At 62.1% G+C, this 16,860-nt stretch carries 16 protein-coding genes and 1 pseudogene; 7 read left to right on the forward strand and 10 right to left on the reverse strand.

The genetic code is table 11. The annotated features are described in order from the left end of the window. From P9272_RS33610 to P9272_RS33620, 3 genes are all read left to right on the forward strand, one after another. The coding region (locus tag P9272_RS33610) for an IS3 family transposase (RefSeq protein ID WP_278164398.1) at positions 1 to 779 on the forward strand (779 nt) is incomplete at its 5' end. Between the two features lie 467 nt (positions 780 to 1,246). Then, positions 1,247 to 1,489, forward strand: a complete 243-nt coding sequence (locus P9272_RS33615) for a hypothetical protein (protein WP_278164454.1) — start codon at positions 1,247 to 1,249, stop codon at positions 1,487 to 1,489. Continuing rightward, a complete protein-coding gene (locus P9272_RS33620) occupies positions 1,411 to 1,629 on the forward strand; it encodes a hypothetical protein (protein ID WP_278164399.1) in 219 nt (72 codons plus the stop codon). Before P9272_RS33615 ends, P9272_RS33620 begins: the two co-directional genes overlap by 79 nt. Before the next feature lie 13 nt (positions 1,630 to 1,642). Here P9272_RS33620 and P9272_RS33625 read toward each other — a convergent pair whose 3' ends face one another. From P9272_RS33625 to P9272_RS33650, 6 genes and pseudogenes are all read right to left on the reverse strand, one after another. Continuing rightward, entirely contained in the window at positions 1,643 to 1,945 is a 303-nt protein-coding gene (locus P9272_RS33625; RefSeq protein WP_278164400.1) for a hypothetical protein, read from the reverse strand. Positions 1,946 to 2,310: 365 nt separating this feature from the next. Then, the gene (locus P9272_RS33630; RefSeq protein ID WP_278164402.1) at positions 2,311 to 2,598 is read right to left on the reverse strand and encodes a hypothetical protein; all 288 of its coding nucleotides are present in this window, start codon (positions 2,596 to 2,598) and stop codon (positions 2,311 to 2,313) included. Between the two features lie 1,328 nt (positions 2,599 to 3,926). Then, on the reverse strand, positions 3,927 to 4,106 hold the full coding sequence (locus P9272_RS33635) for a hypothetical protein (protein WP_278164404.1): 180 nt from the start codon (positions 4,104 to 4,106) through the stop codon (positions 3,927 to 3,929). 69 nt (positions 4,107 to 4,175) lie between these two features. Further along, the gene (locus P9272_RS33640; protein WP_278164406.1) at positions 4,176 to 4,601 is read right to left on the reverse strand and encodes a type II toxin-antitoxin system VapC family toxin; all 426 of its coding nucleotides are present in this window, start codon (positions 4,599 to 4,601) and stop codon (positions 4,176 to 4,178) included. After that, positions 4,601 to 4,843: a type II toxin-antitoxin system prevent-host-death family antitoxin gene (locus P9272_RS33645; RefSeq protein ID WP_278164408.1), complete on the reverse strand. Its 243-nt coding sequence runs from the start codon at positions 4,841 to 4,843 to the stop codon at positions 4,601 to 4,603. Before P9272_RS33645 ends, P9272_RS33640 begins: the two co-directional genes overlap by 1 nt. A gap of 131 nt (positions 4,844 to 4,974) precedes the next feature. Beyond that, a pseudogene (locus tag P9272_RS33650) lies at positions 4,975 to 5,103 on the reverse strand (MBL fold metallo-hydrolase); the annotation flags it as partial. 166 nt (positions 5,104 to 5,269) lie between these two features. On the opposite strand from P9272_RS33650, the gene P9272_RS33655 reads away from it, so the two are divergent. Together P9272_RS33655 and P9272_RS33660 are read left to right on the forward strand one after the other, a co-directional pair. After that, positions 5,270 to 6,529, forward strand: a complete 1,260-nt coding sequence (locus P9272_RS33655) for a DNA repair exonuclease (protein ID WP_278164410.1) — start codon at positions 5,270 to 5,272, stop codon at positions 6,527 to 6,529. Next, positions 6,526 to 9,996: an AAA family ATPase gene (locus P9272_RS33660; RefSeq protein ID WP_278164412.1), complete on the forward strand. Its 3,471-nt coding sequence runs from the start codon at positions 6,526 to 6,528 to the stop codon at positions 9,994 to 9,996. Before P9272_RS33655 ends, P9272_RS33660 begins: the two co-directional genes overlap by 4 nt. Before the next feature lie 136 nt (positions 9,997 to 10,132). Here P9272_RS33660 and P9272_RS33665 read toward each other — a convergent pair whose 3' ends face one another. From P9272_RS33665 to P9272_RS33680, 4 genes are all read right to left on the reverse strand, one after another. Beyond that, a complete protein-coding gene (locus P9272_RS33665) occupies positions 10,133 to 11,041 on the reverse strand; it encodes an amidohydrolase family protein (RefSeq protein WP_278164414.1) in 909 nt (302 codons plus the stop codon). Then, positions 11,038 to 12,024 (reverse strand): ABC transporter permease, encoded by a 987-nt coding sequence (locus tag P9272_RS33670; protein WP_278164416.1) that lies wholly within the window; start codon positions 12,022 to 12,024, stop codon positions 11,038 to 11,040. Before P9272_RS33670 ends, P9272_RS33665 begins: the two co-directional genes overlap by 4 nt. Further along, on the reverse strand, positions 12,021 to 13,499 hold the full coding sequence (locus tag P9272_RS33675) for a sugar ABC transporter ATP-binding protein (protein WP_278164418.1): 1,479 nt from the start codon (positions 13,497 to 13,499) through the stop codon (positions 12,021 to 12,023). The genes P9272_RS33670 and P9272_RS33675 overlap by 4 nt, the downstream gene beginning before the upstream one ends. A gap of 67 nt (positions 13,500 to 13,566) precedes the next feature. Beyond that, on the reverse strand, positions 13,567 to 14,595 hold the full coding sequence (locus P9272_RS33680) for a substrate-binding domain-containing protein (protein WP_278164420.1): 1,029 nt from the start codon (positions 14,593 to 14,595) through the stop codon (positions 13,567 to 13,569). Positions 14,596 to 14,835: 240 nt separating this feature from the next. On the opposite strand from P9272_RS33680, the gene P9272_RS33685 reads away from it, so the two are divergent. After that, entirely contained in the window at positions 14,836 to 15,729 is an 894-nt protein-coding gene (locus tag P9272_RS33685) for a LysR substrate-binding domain-containing protein (protein WP_278164452.1), read from the forward strand. A gap of 124 nt (positions 15,730 to 15,853) precedes the next feature. Next, positions 15,854 to 16,834: a sugar phosphate isomerase/epimerase family protein gene (locus P9272_RS33690; protein ID WP_278164422.1), complete on the forward strand. Its 981-nt coding sequence runs from the start codon at positions 15,854 to 15,856 to the stop codon at positions 16,832 to 16,834. The last annotated feature ends 26 nt before the right edge of the window (positions 16,835 to 16,860 follow it).

Raw genomic sequence — 16,860 nt, forward strand, 5'->3', positions numbered from 1 at the left:
GACTGCGTGACCTTGCCAACGAGCGAAGACGCTTCGGCTATCGGCGGTTGTTCATCCTGCTGCGGCGGGAGGGCGAGTCGTCAGGGATCAACCGCATCTATCGGCTCTACCGGGAGGAAGGGTTGACGGTTCGCAAGCGCCGGGCGCGGCGACGAGCGGTGGGCACGCGAGCGCCGATCCTGGTCGAGGCGAGACCGAATGCGCGCTGGTCGCTCGACTTCGTGCACGATCAGTTCGCCTGCGGCCGACGCTTTCGCGTGCTCAACATCGTCGACGACGTGACGCGCGAATGCCTGGCCGCGATTCCGGACACGTCGATTTCGGGCCGCCGCGTCGCCCGCGAGCTGACGGACCTGATCGTCCAGCGCGGTAAGCCGGACATGATCGTTTCCGACCACGGAACGGAGTTCACCTCGAACGCGATCCTCGCCTGGTCGAAGGATCATCGCGTCGAATGGCACTACATCGCGCCGGGCAAGCCGATGCAAAATGGCAACGTCGAATCCTTCAACGGCCGGATGCGCGATGAGCTGTTGAACGAGAGCCTGTTCTTCGGCCTCGACCACGCCCGAAGCGCCATCGCCGAATGGAGGCAGGACTTCAACACCGCGAGACCCCATTCCTCTCTCGGATACCAGACCCCGCCGGCCTTCGCCGGAACCCTCACCGCAACCGGCTCCGACGCTGCGCTCATTGACGGCTTCGCGTCTCCGCCGGTTGCTCAACCCGCGCCCCACGGCGTAACAGAAACGGCCGAGGCTCTAATCGCCGCTGGATGACAGTGGCAGGTCAGCTCTTCATCTCCATCCTTGCCGACCGTCTCGGCCTCACGCGCCTCGTCGCCGGCGTCGTGGCGTAGGCCGCGATCGCCCTCCTCGCCTCGGGCGCGGCATTCACCGTCTAGGGGGTCATCAAGCACAAGGGTGCCGAGGAAGTCCGCGCTCAAATCGAGAAGGAGAACCACGATGCCATCAATAAAGGCATTGAAGCCAGCCGCTCTTTTCGCGATTGGAATGATCCCGGGAGCTGTGGGACTTCCGGCGTCAGCGGTGTTCCCGCGCTACGCTCGGCCATCGGTAGCAGCCTTGCCGGCGCGCAGGGCAAGACCCTCGCCGACCAGAACAAGATCGACGAGACGATGGCCTCGAGTTGCGCGGTGAAGTTTTACACGCCAGCCGAATGCGATCTGCAGACCAAGGCCAGCGCCGCCCGGCGCGATGAATTGAACTAACAGCAAGGGACGGAGATGATGCCGGTATCGGCAACAAGAAGCCTCGAAATGATGATTGGCGGCCTGCTGCAAGCCACCCAGGACACGCAGCGCGACATCACCGAGATCCGGCGCGACGTTAAGGAAAGCGATGCACGAGCGAGCAATCGGAGCAGCGCGCAGCCGCCAGCCGCGCGAAGATGTATCAGAAGACCGACGAACTGGTCGACCGCTACAGAAACCGCCGTAAGCAAACTCAACGACGATATGAATGGGTGAAGGCAGTTACCGCCGGGGTGACCCGATGGAAGCTCATCGGGCTGGGGAGCCCTTGGGGTAACTGGAATGGCGACGGCGGCTCTGGCTCCCTGGTCAGGGTCTATTGGTCCGATATCTGGCGCGTGCTGCGGGGCGGCTAGCCGCGGCCATATGCTATGTGATCTCGTAATAGAAATCGCATATCAGATCGGCAATTTTCATAGCTTCGAAGTCAGTCATATACGAAGCGTTCTGTACGACGACCTTCTCCAAATCATCGTGATCGATTGCCAGAAGGTCCAGCAATTTTGCAAATTTGATTTTGAGTTCGCTGTCGCCGTTAAATTCGTCGATCGTCACATTCAGGATGTTGCCGTTCGCTTCGACCAGCCTCGCCTGAATGCTATCTGTGGAGGCTGCTAACGCCCGGATCGCAGCGAAGAAGTGTTCACGAGCATTGGTATATTTGTCGTCCATTTTGATACCTCTGTCCCGTAAAAGTACGCCCTGGACGCGGGGTGCGATCCGCGACTTAGGCTTTCCATAGAGCGGAAGTCAACAGCTTCGGCCCTGTCCATCGAACCCGGGGCGTCCACGAACATGAGGCGGGATGGGATCCGGTCACTTCCGCATGATCCACTCGAGTAGATCTGGGTCAACCGACTGATAGCCGGTGTAGGTCTTGATGAGATTAATCGCCAATTCGCGCCACTGCTGGCTCGCGGAGAGAAACTTTCCGCTATTTCGGCCAGCCCGCCTTTGTCTGTGATCATAACCCCGCCTGCTGATTGAGCGAGCGCCATTCGTTTGCATCGCTCGCTGGCTCCGGCTGGCGGGCTTTTTCATGTCTCGGCCCCTCCATCTGGCTGATGAGTGGAAGGAATGTATCGCGCACGCCCCGAGGGCACCTTCGCCCCAAATTGGAGGGTGAACAAAAGTTGGTCGTCGCCGTCCGTCACATTCATGATCCAAGGGGTCATGTGCTCCCAGAATGACTGGTTGCTGTCGTTGATTATCTGGCCGGCTGCACGCACCGCTTCCGTACGTGCAGCAGCCAAATCGGGTAACTCGATTCCATTTGGGTCCGGGGTGAATTCGCCGTTGTCGACGTGGAAATGATAGATCGGCATGGTGTGCTCTCGCTAGTTGCAGTGACCCAACAGCCGCGGCTCGACTTCGTTCCCGGAAAGGGACTCCCAGTGGACCCGCGCAAGAATCTTCTTGGCCTAAATCTCCGCCTGGAATTAAGTGTTCTGGCGTTCTGTGAGGGAGGGCCGCATGCCGATTTATCAAAGAGCCAGATAGGCTGGCATATTCACTTCGTCCGAAGTCGCCCTGCTGGGGCGTGTGTTCGACAAGTTGAAGGAGGAACATTAGTCAAAGAAGCGACGTGAAGCCCTTGCGTCGCGGCTCATCCTAAATTTTCAGGCTGGAATCAGGGACGAGGCCGAACTGCTTTCGGTCACCAAGCTGCCGCTGCGCCGCTGAGGCTTACAGGTCGAGTTTGGACTACAAGGAGCGGCCGCCCTTTCAAAAACCTAGCCATGGGGCTGATTAAGGCGTAGGTATATTGAGTCGTCCGCGCATAACCTGGCAACGGACGGTTGGAAGAGACGATCAGGCTTTCGCCCCAACGGGAGGTAAAGCCGTGGAGAGCGGTACCCCAAACGAGCCTCAGACTGCCAAGGAAAAGCGCGTTAGCTGGCTTGTTGACAGAACCGGCATCACCCAGTTGCAGGCCCACGAGCTTATTGGCCTGTTAGGGGTGGGAAATGTGTCGTCGCTCGTGCGTGAAGCGCTCTTGCTGAAAAAATAGTCCGCATAGCTGGGACCGCGCAGGCTGGCATACCCCGGATGCGAAGGGCCGCGCGGGCTACCTTCCCAAGGTCTGGCGGAGATTCATCCCGGCCATGTAGGCAGCTATTTCGCGCGATGCCCGGCTCTCTCTTTGATCTTGGTTTCGTTCGGAAGTGACCCAGCTTCGAGTGCTCGGCTCAGAAGTGCGACCTCCTCCGGGCGAACGTGCCCTGCATCATCTTTCTGATCGGCATTATCTCGCCTCCGCAAAGCGACGCAACGATCGCTCCAGAACTTTGTTAGCTCAGGTACCGGCGTACAAAAGGGCCGAAGAAGCCGGCATCTTCAGTTCCTCAGACCTCGCTCTGCTTGGCCCCGTATTCGATAAATTGAAGGCCGAGCATCAATCACCGGAACGACGTGAAGTTCTGGCCTCCCGACTTCTGGCAAATTACCAGGCTGGCATCAGGAACGAGGCCGAACTGCTGGCAGCGGCAAGAATGCCGCTCGGACGGTAGACAGCGTTCCCGCCCCCCCGCCTCGATGTCCTTGTCGACACAGATCACCCCGCAGAGTCAGCCCCGGTCCCCGGGACAGACGCCGAGGGTTCGCAAGAATTTGGGGGGTCAGTTTTGGAAGGCGTTTGACAAGCGCCATCCCGTCAGCGGTTTCGGTCGCTTTGAGCGTCTACTCCACCATGAACCGCGAGTTGAAAGGAAGGCTCGCCGCTTCCGATGGTCTCGCGCAACAGCCGCTTCGGCGAGATGTAGGGCGTGCGTTGCTCCTGCAGGCTACGGATAAAACCTGAGAGCTCTTCGATGCCCGAGCCGTCACGGGCCACGACAGACCTCCGAATATCTCCTGCGCACCGACCATCGGTGTCCCAGGCAAGGTCAATGGGCCAGGAGGATCATGCCAGCAGTTGTGTCGGCACGCCGAGCACCGGCCCCGCTTTGGCAAGCCGTTGGTCAAGGGTGTACACCGTCATTCCATGCTCCGACGCAGTCGCGAGATGCAACGCATCGCCGGCACGAAGCCCCAGCGTATGCTGATCGACGAACTTCGCCGCCGCTCGAAACTGCCCGCTCGTGACCGAAAGCACAGTGAAGCTCTCGGCGACCAGCTTGTTGAACATTGCCAGCGCTGCGGCACGCTGCTCCAGGTTGATCTGCCCGGTCCGTAGCTTGACCGCCATGGCAGAGGACATTTCGGTGATCGTCCAGTCGCTGATCAGAAGCTGAGCAGGATCCTGCTGAGCGAGCCACATTTGGGCGCGTGGGGTCATCGCTTCATTGGAGAGCGCCGCGACGATCAGCGACGTGTCGATATAGAGCATCAGTAGCGATCGCTATCTCGCATCAACCGCACCAGATCGGCGGCACTTTGAGCCGCGGGCGGCATGGTTGCCGTCAGGGATCGAAGCAAGGCGGCGTCGATCCGCATGCGTGGCCTCGCCGCCGCTGTGAGGCGGGCGACTGGCTTGCCGCGTCGAGTAATGTCGATCGAATCACCAGCCTCAACCCGGTCAACGAGTTCGCTAAGATGTGCCTTGGCGTCCGCCAGATTGATAGCGTCCATGTCCTGCTCCTGACCATGTAGATGGTCATATAGTGCACTGGATTAAAAAAATCCACCGGGGAGAGAAATCGGGTAGTCATGGCGGCCGGAACTCGCACATTCTCCGGCCGCTCGAAATAGCGTCTTTCAGCCCACTTCATCTCGCCTTTGGCAACCTTCGAGGCGATGTCGAGAGCGACGCCCATGCCGAGATTTGGAAAGTGGGCCTCCATGGCCGCGTCGGTACCCTTGGCCAACTTGTCCTCGAAGGCCAGCGGATGGATGGGACCTGCCTCGTTAGGAGAGGCGTCGAGACTGTTGCTGAGGGCAGGCGGACTTTGCTACCGAGCCAGAGACAGCCTCGACCGCAACTGTGAGGTTTGGGCGACTAGGAGTTTTCGTGTCGGCATTTGCCTGAACTCTGTTCGGGCCTGGAGAGCGCCCCGGATGGCATTTCGATTTATTCATACGGCCGACATCCATCTCGATTCGCCACTGCGCTCGCTCGCACTCAGAAATTCTGAGCTTGCCGAGTTCGTCGGCGATGCCAGCCGACAGGCGTTCACTGCAATAGTGGACCTTTGCCTGGCTGAGCGTGTCGACGCACTCGTGGTTGCCGGCGATCTTTACGATGGCGACCAGACTTCGATGAAGACGGCGCGCTTTCTGGCCACCCAGATGACGCGTCTCGATCAGGCCGGTGTCAGGGTCTACATGATCCGCGGCAATCATGACGCCATGTCACGGATTACGAAGCAACTGGTTTTGCCCGACACAGTGAGCTTTTTTGGCGGCCGCTGCCAATCCGTGATCCAGCCTGGCGCTGGGGTGGACGTCGCGTTCCATGGGCTGAGCTTTGCCAGTCCCAAGGCGCCCGAAAGTCTGCTGCCCAAATATGCCGCCCCGCACGAGGGAGCAGCAAACATCGGCATCATGCACACCAGCCTGGCCGGCTCCCCAGGCCATGACGTTTATGCACCCTGCAGTGTCGCCGACCTGCACGGCCACGGCTTTGACTATTGGGCGCTTGGCCACATTCACGTTCGCCAGGTGTATTTTGGTGCAAGCACGCTCGTGATGCCAGGGATCCCGCAGGGGAGGGACATCAATGAGGCGGGTGAGAAATCGGTCACGCTGGTCACCATTCGCGACGATCGGTCGGTCCAGATCGAGGAGAGGCTCACCAGCGTCGCACAGTTCGAGCGGGTGAGCATCGACCTGGCCGGAACGTCGGAATGGACCGAGGCCATTGTCCGCATTCGGGCCGGGCTGGAGCAATCCAGAGAGGCTGCGCGCTCGCGCTACCTTGTTGTCCGACTTGGCCTGGTCGGCACGTCTGCCCTTTCATGGTCGCTTATGCGCGACCGGGACCTAGCCGTCGCTGAAGCCGAACAGGCAGCGGAGCAGGTGGGCGACACCTGGGTGGAGAAGCTGGAGCTTGATCTTTCGGCTCCCGATGTCGGAGATTCGGGTAGCGTTGCCGATCCTACTTTGGAACTCGCCCAATCGATGCGCGCCAATGCGGCGTCAGAGGCATTCCGATCCGACGCGCGAGAATTCGTGTTGAAGACGATTTTGGACCTGCCGCCCGATGCACGCGGCTTTGCGGGCAAGGACGAAGCGGGGCTAGAACAGTTTCTCGACGATGTGCTTGCCGGAAGCGTGGACCTGGTCACGGCGAGGCTCAAGGCAGGTGCAACGCGATGAGATTGCGGCGCCTTGATCTGACCCGATACGGCAAGTTTACCGGCAAGACGATCGACTTCGGAGAGAAGCCGGTTTCAGGTCCCGATCTGCATATCGTTTTCGGGCTGAATGAGGCCGGCAAGTCGACCGCGCTTTCCGCCTACCTTGATCTGCTCTTTGGCATCGAAGAGCGCAGCCGCTATAATTTCCTGCACGAATATAGCTCGATGCGCATCGGCGGACTGCTCGAATTCGAGGGACAGACCCTTGCCGTTTCGCGCACCAAAAGCCGTAGCAACTCACTGCACGATGCCGAAGGCAGGCCGCTGAGCGAAATCGCCATTTCGGCGCAGCTCGCCGGACTGTCCCGCGAGGCCTACAGCAGCATGTTCTCGCTCGATGACGAGACCTTGGAAGCAGGGGGCAAGGCGATCCTTGAATCGCGTGGCGATCTCGGCAAGCTCCTTTTCACCGCCAGCGCCGGGCTTGGTCATGCCAGCGATGTCTTGGCCGCACTGGAGATGGAAGCAGATGGGCTTCATCGAAAACAGGCCCAGACCACCGAAATCGCGCTGCTGAAGAAGCGCTTCGTGGAACTCAAGTCACGCAAGGAGACGATCGACACGCTGGCCTCGACATTCGAGGCCCTCGAGGCGGAACGGGTAGAAGCCCAGGACAAATATGACCGCAGCCTGGCTGAACGCGCGGTGTTATCGGCCCGACTCGCCACAATCGACCGATATGCGCGCGCCGCGCCGCTCCTGGCCGAAATCAAACGCAAGGCGAGCAGACTGGCTGAGCTGCCTGACATCCTTTCTCCTCCCAGAACCTGGAGTGGCAGCGTCGCGGAATTGATCGATCAGGACGCTCAGCTCAGAACCCGTCTCCAGGCGAATGCCGATGAGATCGATCGGACGAAGGCAAAGATCGAAGCAATCGCTCTCGACGACGCTGTCCTGGCGATCTCCGAACAGGTGCGAGGACTGGCTGACCGCAAGGCGCGCTATTTGTCCGCGGGCATGGATCTGCCGACCCGCAAGATGGAAGTCCAGATGCTCGACCAGGTCGTGGCGAACTGTCTGGCCGCGCTCGGAAGATCGGCCGAACAGGATCCATCCCGGCTCATCCTGCCTGCCTTCGTGGTCGGCACCCTTCGCAACATGCTCGAGCAACGCTCCGGCATCACGACGAGTCTGCGGATGGCCCGTGATGAAGCCGCTGCCGCGCTCGACGGACTCAACGCTGCGCGCGGCCGCGTCAGCGAGGAGAGGGCGGTGCCGGAGCCCGCAAGAGCCAGGCTGATGGCGGCCGTGTCGGAGGCGAAAGCGTCCAGTTACGCACGGGACACGAGAGAGGCGCGCGCCTTGGAGGACGAGCGGCAAACAAGGCTGGCCGATGCGATGCGGCGACTTCAGCCGTGGTCGGGAGATGCGAGCGTACTGTCGAAAATATCGGTTCCGCCGCCGACGCAGATGGCCGCATGGAAAACTCTGGCCGCAGAGCTTCAAAGAGACAAGGCAGTTTTCTCCGAGCGTCTGGCTGAGCATGAGCAAAACCGGGCATCTACTTCATCGCGCCTGGCTGCTGTGCGCGCCTCGGCCGATCTCGCCGACGATGACGCAGCCGCAGCCATACGACGCGAGAGAGACGAGGCCTGGCGAAATCACCGGGCGGACCTCAAGGCCGAAACCGCAGATGTCTTTGCCGCAGCATTGGCCAGGGACGATCACGTCGGCGCGGCTCGCTTGGCCCATGCGGGCGAGCTCGCGGATCTGCGCGCAATCAAGCAAAAGGCGGCCGAGACCGAAGCGGCAACAGAGCGCATAAGCTGCCAACTCGCGGGCGTGGCCCAGCGCGCAGAAATGGCGTCCGCTGAAATCAAGGAAGCTGCAAGCCACTTTCTTCAGGATTGCCAGGCGCAGTCGCTCGACCTCTTGATCGGACTTCTCGAGGAGCGCATTTCCGCGCGCGTCGACGCGCTTGCGGCTTGGGACGACATCCAGCTCGCACGAGCAAGGATAGAACGCGCAACTGCCGATGGAGAGCGGATCCATCTCGGATTGGCCTCGGCTCTTCAAAGCGTTGGCATTGCGCCGGAAGCTGGTGAGGCCCTGGAGGCAATGGTGGTCACCGCCGACCGCTTTCTGGACAGGCAGGCGAAGGTCGACGCGGAGCGAGCGGAAGTGCTGCGGAGCATCGCCGCAAAGGAAGAGGAGCTCGCCGCCAGGCGGCTCGCTGTAGAAATTTCCGAGCGGCGAGAAGGTGCATGGCAAGCAGAGGTCAAGGAAACGCTCCAAGGCACTTGGCTCGAAGAAGGCATCGCCGGTGCCGGGCTTGGAAGCGTGCTCGACCAGTTGTCTGAGTTGTCAAAGGCCCTGCAGGATCGTGAGGCCATGCGCATCCGCATCTGCAAGATGGAGGCGGACAGGACTGCGTTTGCCGAAGAGGTTGCCCGCCTTGGTGCGCTGGCTGGCGAGCCTGCAAGCGACGAGGCGCCAGAACAGGTGAGTGTCAGGCTGACAGAGGGTCTTGAGCAGGCCGAGCGTGCCCGTGAGGCGAGGGCAAATCTACTCGTTGACGTTCAAAAGTTGCAGGGCGTTCGACAGGCACTGAACGCTGAGGTCGCGGTACACGAGACAACAAAGCAGGCAGTGCTCGATGCCTTCGGGGTAAGAACGCTGCCGGAGGTCGGGGAGCGCGATGAACAGCTTCGCGAGCGAGACGGCCTGCAGCGTGCCGTAGCCGAGCTTGAAGCGCGACTGACGAGTGAGCTCGCCCTCGACGACTTCATCCAGGCGCGGTCGTTGCTGGAGGGCCTCGATCTCGACGGACTCGCAATCGAAAAGGCCGAAGTCGAGCGACGCCTCGCCGACCTCGATGACTCACTGCAACAGCAGCTCGTCCGTCGCACCCGGGCGACCGACAAGCTCGACGCGATCGGCGGCGACAGCGCAGTTGCCCGGATCGATGCCGAGCGTCGCACCGTTCTTCTCGAGATCGAGGAGAAAGCTGTCCGCTACATCGAATTGAAGCTTGGGGTGATATCGGCGTCTAGCGCGCTCCGGGTCTATCGCGAACGTCACCGCTCTGGAATGATGAGCGAGGCGTCCGACGCCTTCGCACTGATAACGCGCGGCAAGTACACAGGCTTGACGACCCAGCCGGTAAAGGGCGGCGAGGTGCTCATCGCAACGCAAGAGGATGGCCAATCGAAGGTCGCAGACGCTCTTTCGAAGGGCGCGCGTTTCCAGCTCTACCTGGCTTTACGGCTCGCCGGATACTATGAGTTTGCCAAGCTCAGACCGGCTGTTCCGTTCATCGCCGACGACATCATGGAAACCTTTGACCATCTCAGGTCGGAGGAGGTTTTCCGATTGTTCGGTGAGATGGCTAGTGTGGGCCAGGTGATCTACCTCACGCATCATCAACACCTGTGCGAGATTGCGAAGTCGGTTGTCCCCAACGCGGCCGTCCACGAGCTCGGGTAATTCAAACTGCATTTGTTGCTGGCACGCTCTCGAGAAAGTGGCATCGCTAATGACCCCTTCGCGCCCAATCGCGGTCCTTGATGTCACTCCCTCCGTCACATGAAAGCGGCCATTCAGATTAACCGCAGGCGACGGCCTAGATTCGATAGAATCTTTCTGCGTTGGTGCAAAGCACAGCGACGCGCTCAGATTCGGACATATCCTGCACGACGGCGCGAATGGTGGAAACGATCTTTGCTGGCGCTGCAAAGAGCAGATCCACTGGCATGTTGGTCCCTACCATCGTGCGCCCGGGGCCGAAGCCGTCCAGCACATGGCGCAGCAGTGGGAGCGTGTGCTCGATCTTCCAGGCCGGAGCGCCCAGACCGAAACCGCACAGTTTGACACTGACATTAGGTGCCAGGGCCAGGCGATTGATCGCCGAACGCCAGCCGGCCAACCCTTCCGCGCTGCGATCGGCCACCATGCCGAAGTGTTCGAGCACGATCGATGTGTCGGGAAAGGCGCGCGCTAGGGCCAGCGCCATGTCCATCTGCGGCCAATAAAGCTGCAGGTCGAAGCTCAGCCCGAGCGGTGCCAGGCGGGCAAAGCCACACCGCCATTGCGAGCTCTCCATCAGGTCAGGGCCTGGCGCGGTGCGCAGGCGAGGGTCGTCGTGCCAGTTCAGGATCTGGCGGATGCCGCGCACGCGCGGAAAGCCGGCGTGGGCCTCCAGCAAGCGACCTGCATCGGGGTCGGCGAGATCGGCATAGGCGACGATTGCGTCCGGCATACCCTCTTGCCTCGCCAGCCTGCTCAGCCAGCGGGTCTCGTCGAGAGGATCGTACGGATTGCGGCCGTTCTGGACATGCACCGTCTTGACGATGCCGAGGCCTTCCATGTCGCGGCGGTAGTCGGCCGGCAGGTAATCGCGACGGATCGGCGCCAGGTCGCCCTCCAGGGGTGGTGGCCGGCCGGGATCGAGCCACGGATAGGCGGCGTCGGACAGGCTCTGGAAATGCTGGTGCGTGTCGACGATCGCCCAGCTTTCGTCGACGGGTCTCATCCGCGCTTTCTTGTCCATTGGTCGGCGAACACGGCGAGAATGACGACCGCGCCCGACGCCACATATTGCCAGAAGGATGGCACGTTCATCAGCGTCAACCCGTTCTGCAAGGCGCCGAGCGTCAGGGCGCCGATAAGCGATCCCAGCGGATTGCCGACGCCGCCGAACAGGCTTGCCCCGCCGATCACCGCCGAGCCGATCGCCTGCAGCTCGAAGCCGCTGCCGCCGATCGGTTCGGCAGCGCCGATGCGCGCGATCAGCACGAAACCGGCAAGGCTCGAAAGCACGCCGGAGATCGTGTAGACGGTGACCTTCACCCGTTCGATGTTGACGCCCGAGAGCCGCGCCGCCTCCTCGTTGCCGCCGATGGCGATGATCTGCTCGCCGAGTGCCGTATAGCGGACCAGAAGATAGGCAAGGGCAGCGATCGCCAGCGCCAGGAGCACCGGTGACGGGATGTCGAACAGGCGGCCGGCGAAGATGGCGCGGAATTCCTTGGCCAGTCCGTAGATCGGCTGGCCGTCGGTGTAGATCAGCGCGGCGCCCCTGAAGATGCTGAGCGTGCCGAGCGTCACGATGAAGTCGGGCAGCTTCAGCCTGGCGATGAGCACGCCATTGACGAAGCCGCAGACCAGCCCGACCAGCAATCCGGCGCCGATGCCGGCGAGCAGCCCGTGCGAAAGCATGTCGGCTGCCACCATGCTGGACAGGCCGACGATCGAGCCAACGGACAGGTCGATGCCCTTGGTCATGATGACCAGCGTCATGCCGACCGCGATCACCGCGTTGATCGAGGATTGCAGCATGACGTCGATAAGGTTCGACGGCTGATAGAAGGTGCTGTTGAGAACCGAGAACACCAGGAAAAGCGCCACGCAGCCGATCGCCACGCTGGCCTTGCGCAGCGTATCGCCGCGCCGAGATACGACGAGGCCTTTTTTCTCGGCCGTGTCCGTGCGGGGCAGGGAACTGAGTTCGGTCACGGATTGTCCTCTCTGGCAGCAAGCGCCATCAGCCGCTCCTCGGTCAGCCCGGCGTCGTTGTCGACCATGGTGCGCAGCCGCCCCGCGCTGACGATGCCGATGCGGTGGCAAATCAGCAGAAGTTCCGGCAGTTCGGATGACACGACAAGCAGCGCCGCGCCATCAGCGGCGAGTCGGCGCAGCAGCGCATAGATTTCCGCCTTGGCCCTGACATCGATGCCGCGGGTCGGCTCGTCGAAGAGAAAGACGCGCGCGCCGGTCGCCAGCCAGCGGGCGATCACCACCTTCTGCTGGTTGCCGCCGGAAAGATTGCGCATCTCGGTGCTTATCGAGGGCGGCCGGATATGCAGCTCATCCACATAGCGCTTCGCCGCTCGCCGTCTCTCGGCGCCCTTGATCACGCCCAACGAAGCAAAGCGGCCGTGATTGCCAAGGCCGAAATTGCGCTCGACATCGGTCATCGGCACGATGGCATGGCCTCTGCGATCCTCGGGGATCAGCGCGATGCCGGCCCGCATGGCATCCGCCGGCCCTCGGGGCGTCACGGGTGTACCCGCGACGTTGATGTCGCCATCCGACATCGGATCGATGCCGAATGAGGCGCGCAGGATGGCCGAGCGTCCCGAGCCGACAAGGCCAGACAGGCCGACGATCTCGCCGGCGCCGACCGACAGGCTTACATCCTTGATCCGGGCGGTGGAAATGCCGCGCAACTCCAGCAGCGGTGCGCTCTGGACCGGCGCCGACTTTTCGGCGTGCATTTCGCGCGACAGTTCACGGCCGGCAATCAGCTCGTTGAGCCTGGCCTCGGAATAGTCGCCGATCGGACCAGAGGCGACGACGGCGCCGTCGCGAAGGATGGTGATGTGATCAGCTATAGCGCGGATCTCGTTCATCCGGTGCGAGATGTAGACGATGGCTTTGCCCGCCGCCTGGAGACGCCGGATGACGGCGAACAGGCTCTCTTGTTCCGCCGGCGTCAGGCTCGATGTCGGCTCGTCGAAGGCAATGATACGGCCGCCCCGGGCGAGCGTGCGGCTGATCTCCACCAGTTGGCGGTCGGCCATGCCGAGCGCCGATACCGGCGTGTCGGTCTTGAGATGCGGCGCGAGGTCATCGAGGATCGCGCGCGCCTCACGGCGGAAGCCGGCGCGCGGCACGAGCCTCAGCCCGCGCGTGCGGCCGAGGAAGATGTTCTGGGCGACGTCGAGTTGCGGCACCAGGCTGAGCTCCTGGCTGACGAGGCCGATGCCCAGCGCCAGCGCGTCGCGCGGGCCGTCGATGCGGACAGTGCCGATCGGATCGAGCGTGATCTCCCCTTCGTCCGGCTGTACGATACCGAACATGACCTTCATCAGCGTCGACTTGCCGGCGCCATTTTCGCCGAGAAGGGCATGGACCTCGCCACCGCGCAGGTCCAGATCCACGCCCTTCAGTGCCTGAACGCCGGCGAAGCGCTTGGCGATGTCGGTCATCCGAAGTGCGGGAGGACGGCTTTCGCGGTCCTCTGCTTGGGAGGCTGCACTTAACACTGAGATTGCCTCAGTTGGTCTTGGGGTCAGGGAAATCCTTGACGTTGTCCTTGGTGATAACCGCCTGGGGCGAAAGGACCCACTGTGGAATGGCCTGGCAGCCGAGAAGCCGCAACGCCATCTGGACGCCAAGCTGGCCCTCCTCGAACGGGAATTCCGCCACGGTTGCACGCATCTCCCCGGCGCCGACCGACTTTTTGGCTTCCCGAATGCCGTCAGTGCCGACGATCGCGACCTTTTCGAGGCTGCTGCCGCTGGTGACGGCTTCGACCACGCCGAGCGCCATGCCATCGTTGTTGGCGTAGATGCCGACAAGGTCCGGGGTCTGGCGCAGGATGCTCGAAGTTGCGTTCAACGCGGTCAGCCGGTCCCAGTTACCCGGCTGGCTAGCGACGAGTTCCAGATTGGGATACTTCTTCAGTTCTTCCTTGAAGCCCTGAATGCGCAGGCGTGCATTCGGCGACCCGGCGGCACCCTCGATCTGCGCCACCTTGCCGCCGTTTGGATAGGTCTGGTGCAGGAAGGCAGCCGCCTTGGCTCCGATCGAGACCTGATCGGTGCCGATATAGGTGCTGGCGCCCTCGGTGCGCGCGTCGTCGATGATGACGGTCGGGATGTTCGCGGCACGCGCCGCTTCGATCACCGGGGCGAGGTTTGAATCGGACTGCGGCGACAAGAGCAATGCGTCCGGCTTTTGCGACAGCACCGTCTGAGCAAGGTTGAGCTGCTCGATCATCGAGCTTTCGTCCTTGGCGGCCTGGACGTCGACACTGAGCTTGTATTTCGACGCCTCGGCCTTCGCGCCAGCCGCCACGTCCTGCCAGAACTCGTTGATCAGCGTCTTGGTCACATAGGCAAAATGCAGGCCCTTCTTCGGCGCCGGCACCGCGCCGAATTCCGTCTGGAGCGCCGTCGATTCGATCTTGTCCATCTTGGCCGTCGGATAGGCCGGGCAGCTGTCGTCGGCAAAAGCGGGGATCGCGCCAAGAAGGGCGAGCGCAGTCGAGGCGGCGAACACGCCGCTTATCCGTAGTTTCATCGAATTTCCTCCCATTGGGTACCGGATCACCTCCGGAACTTCCTCTTCCCTGTAGACCCGAGCGCCACGGCCTTCACCTCTCGCCTGCAATCGCTCCGACTGTTCACGACTTCACTGTGTTGCAGCAAGTTGGAAATTAGAGCATTCGATCTGTTAGATTCAAATTAGAAGCCCTATCCGATTTTTTAGCCAGGCTTAAAGAAAACTGGTATGGCTTGGACGCATGTGCGTGGAGGAAAGATGCAGATCCCGGTGAAAGCCATTTGGGTCTTTCATGCTGCGGCCCAGGCCGGCAGCATCTCGCGCGCCGCCGAGGAGTTCGGCGTGACGCCGTCGGCGGTCACCCAACAGATCCAGACGCTGGAAACCCAGCTTGGCGTCAGCCTGATGACCAAGATGGGCCGCCGCGTCGTGCTGACGGAAGCCGGCGAGCGCTATTTCGCCACCATCACCGACGAGATCGAGCGCATATCCGAGGCCACCAGCACCATCCGCGGCTATCGGTCGGTGACGATGCTGACGGTGCGGGCAACGCCGACGCTTTCCAACAAATGGCTGCTGCCGCGCCTTGCCTCCTTCCTCGACCAGAATCCGGAACTGGAGATCCGCCTCGACGGCACGAATGAGCCGACGGACTTCAACCGCGAGCTCGTCGATCTGGAAATACGGCACGGCGATGGCCGTTGGCCCGGCCTGTTCGTCGAGGGCATGGCCGCGGAGAGCTTCATCCCGGCCTGCGCTCCGGCGCTGGCGGCGGCGGGCAGCCTTGGTATCGAGGATTTGACGCGGTTTCGGCTCATCCATTCGGTGAAGTCGCAGGCGCAATGGCCGGCATGGTTCAAGCTGGCGGGCACGCAGCCGCCGCAAAGATGGCGCCGCATCCTGTTCGACCGCTCCCACATGGCGATCGATGCGGCGCTGGACGGGATGGGTATCGCGCTGGAAAGCAGCATGATGATGGAGCGCGAACTGCGCGACGGCCGGCTCGTCTGTCCCGTCCCTGATCCTCCTTCGCTGCGCATCGTCACGCAATGGATCGTGTGCCCGCGTGACCATCTGCGGCACAAGAAGGTGCGGCTGTTCCTCGATTGGCTGCGCGCCGAACGCGACGCGATGCGAGGCCAGCCGGCATAAAGACAAGCCTCCAAGCAGGGGTTGGGCCTTCAATTATTGTTGGCAGTCGCGCGCTCATCGCGCACTTGATAACTTTACGACTTTCTGTATTTGTGTGAAAAACTCGAAGGTCCGAAGGTTTCGCATGCTGTCCCGTTTTGCCACCCGATTGAACTCGTTCGCTTCCGCGCCGCACCTGCAATGGCCGGACCTCTCCGGCAAGCCCGGCATGATGCAGATGGCCGAGCGCGCCGCCACCGTCCGTGGTCTTACCGATGTGGATCTGAATTTTCCCGACCACGTGTCCGGCGAGCCCGTGGACATTGCCCGGCGCATCGGCGACCTAGGGCTGTCGATCAACGGCCTTGCCATGCGCTATTACACCAACCCGGCCTTCAAGCGCGGGGCATTCACCAATCCGGACGCGGCGGTGAGGCGCGAGGCCATCGACCTGACGAAGCGCGGCATCGACGCGGCGCGCGCCATGGGCGCCGCCCTGATGACGATCTGGCTCGGCCAGGACGGGTTCGACTATAATTTCCAGCTCGACTACGGGCAGGCCTGGGACTGGGAGGTGGCCGGCATTCGGGAAGTGGCGGAGCACGATCCGGACTGTCGCGTCAGCATCGAGTACAAGCCCGACGAGCCGCGGGCGCAGTCGCTGCTGCGGGATGCGGCGACGACGCTGCTGGCAATCGTCGAGGCCGGTTCGCCCAATCTCGGCGTCACCGTCGATTTCGCACATGCGCTCTATGCGGGCGAGCAGCCGGCGCTTGCCGCACACCTGATCAACCGCCGCAGCCGCTTGCTGGGCGTGCATCTCAATGACGGGTACGGCAAGCGCGACGACGGGTTGATGGTCGGCGCGGTGCATCTGCGCTCGACGTTGGAACTGCTTCACCAAATCCGCCGCGACGGCTTCGACGGTGCGCTCTACTTCGACACTTTTCCCGACATGAGCGGGCTCGATCCCGTCGCCGAATGCGAAGCCAACATCGCGACGGTGCGGCGATTGCTGGAGATTGCCGACGGGCTGGCCGGCGACAACGGCCTTGCCGATGCGCTGGCCCGCCAGGACGCCGTGGCCAGCCAGAGGATCGTCAACAGGGCCTTGCTCGGCGCGTAGCGGGAAGGGCGACGATGCCGGAGGAA

Origin of the sequence: Mesorhizobium sp. WSM4976 (genome assembly GCF_029625685.1) — a bacterium.
Lineage (GTDB): Bacteria > Pseudomonadota > Alphaproteobacteria > Rhizobiales > Rhizobiaceae > Mesorhizobium.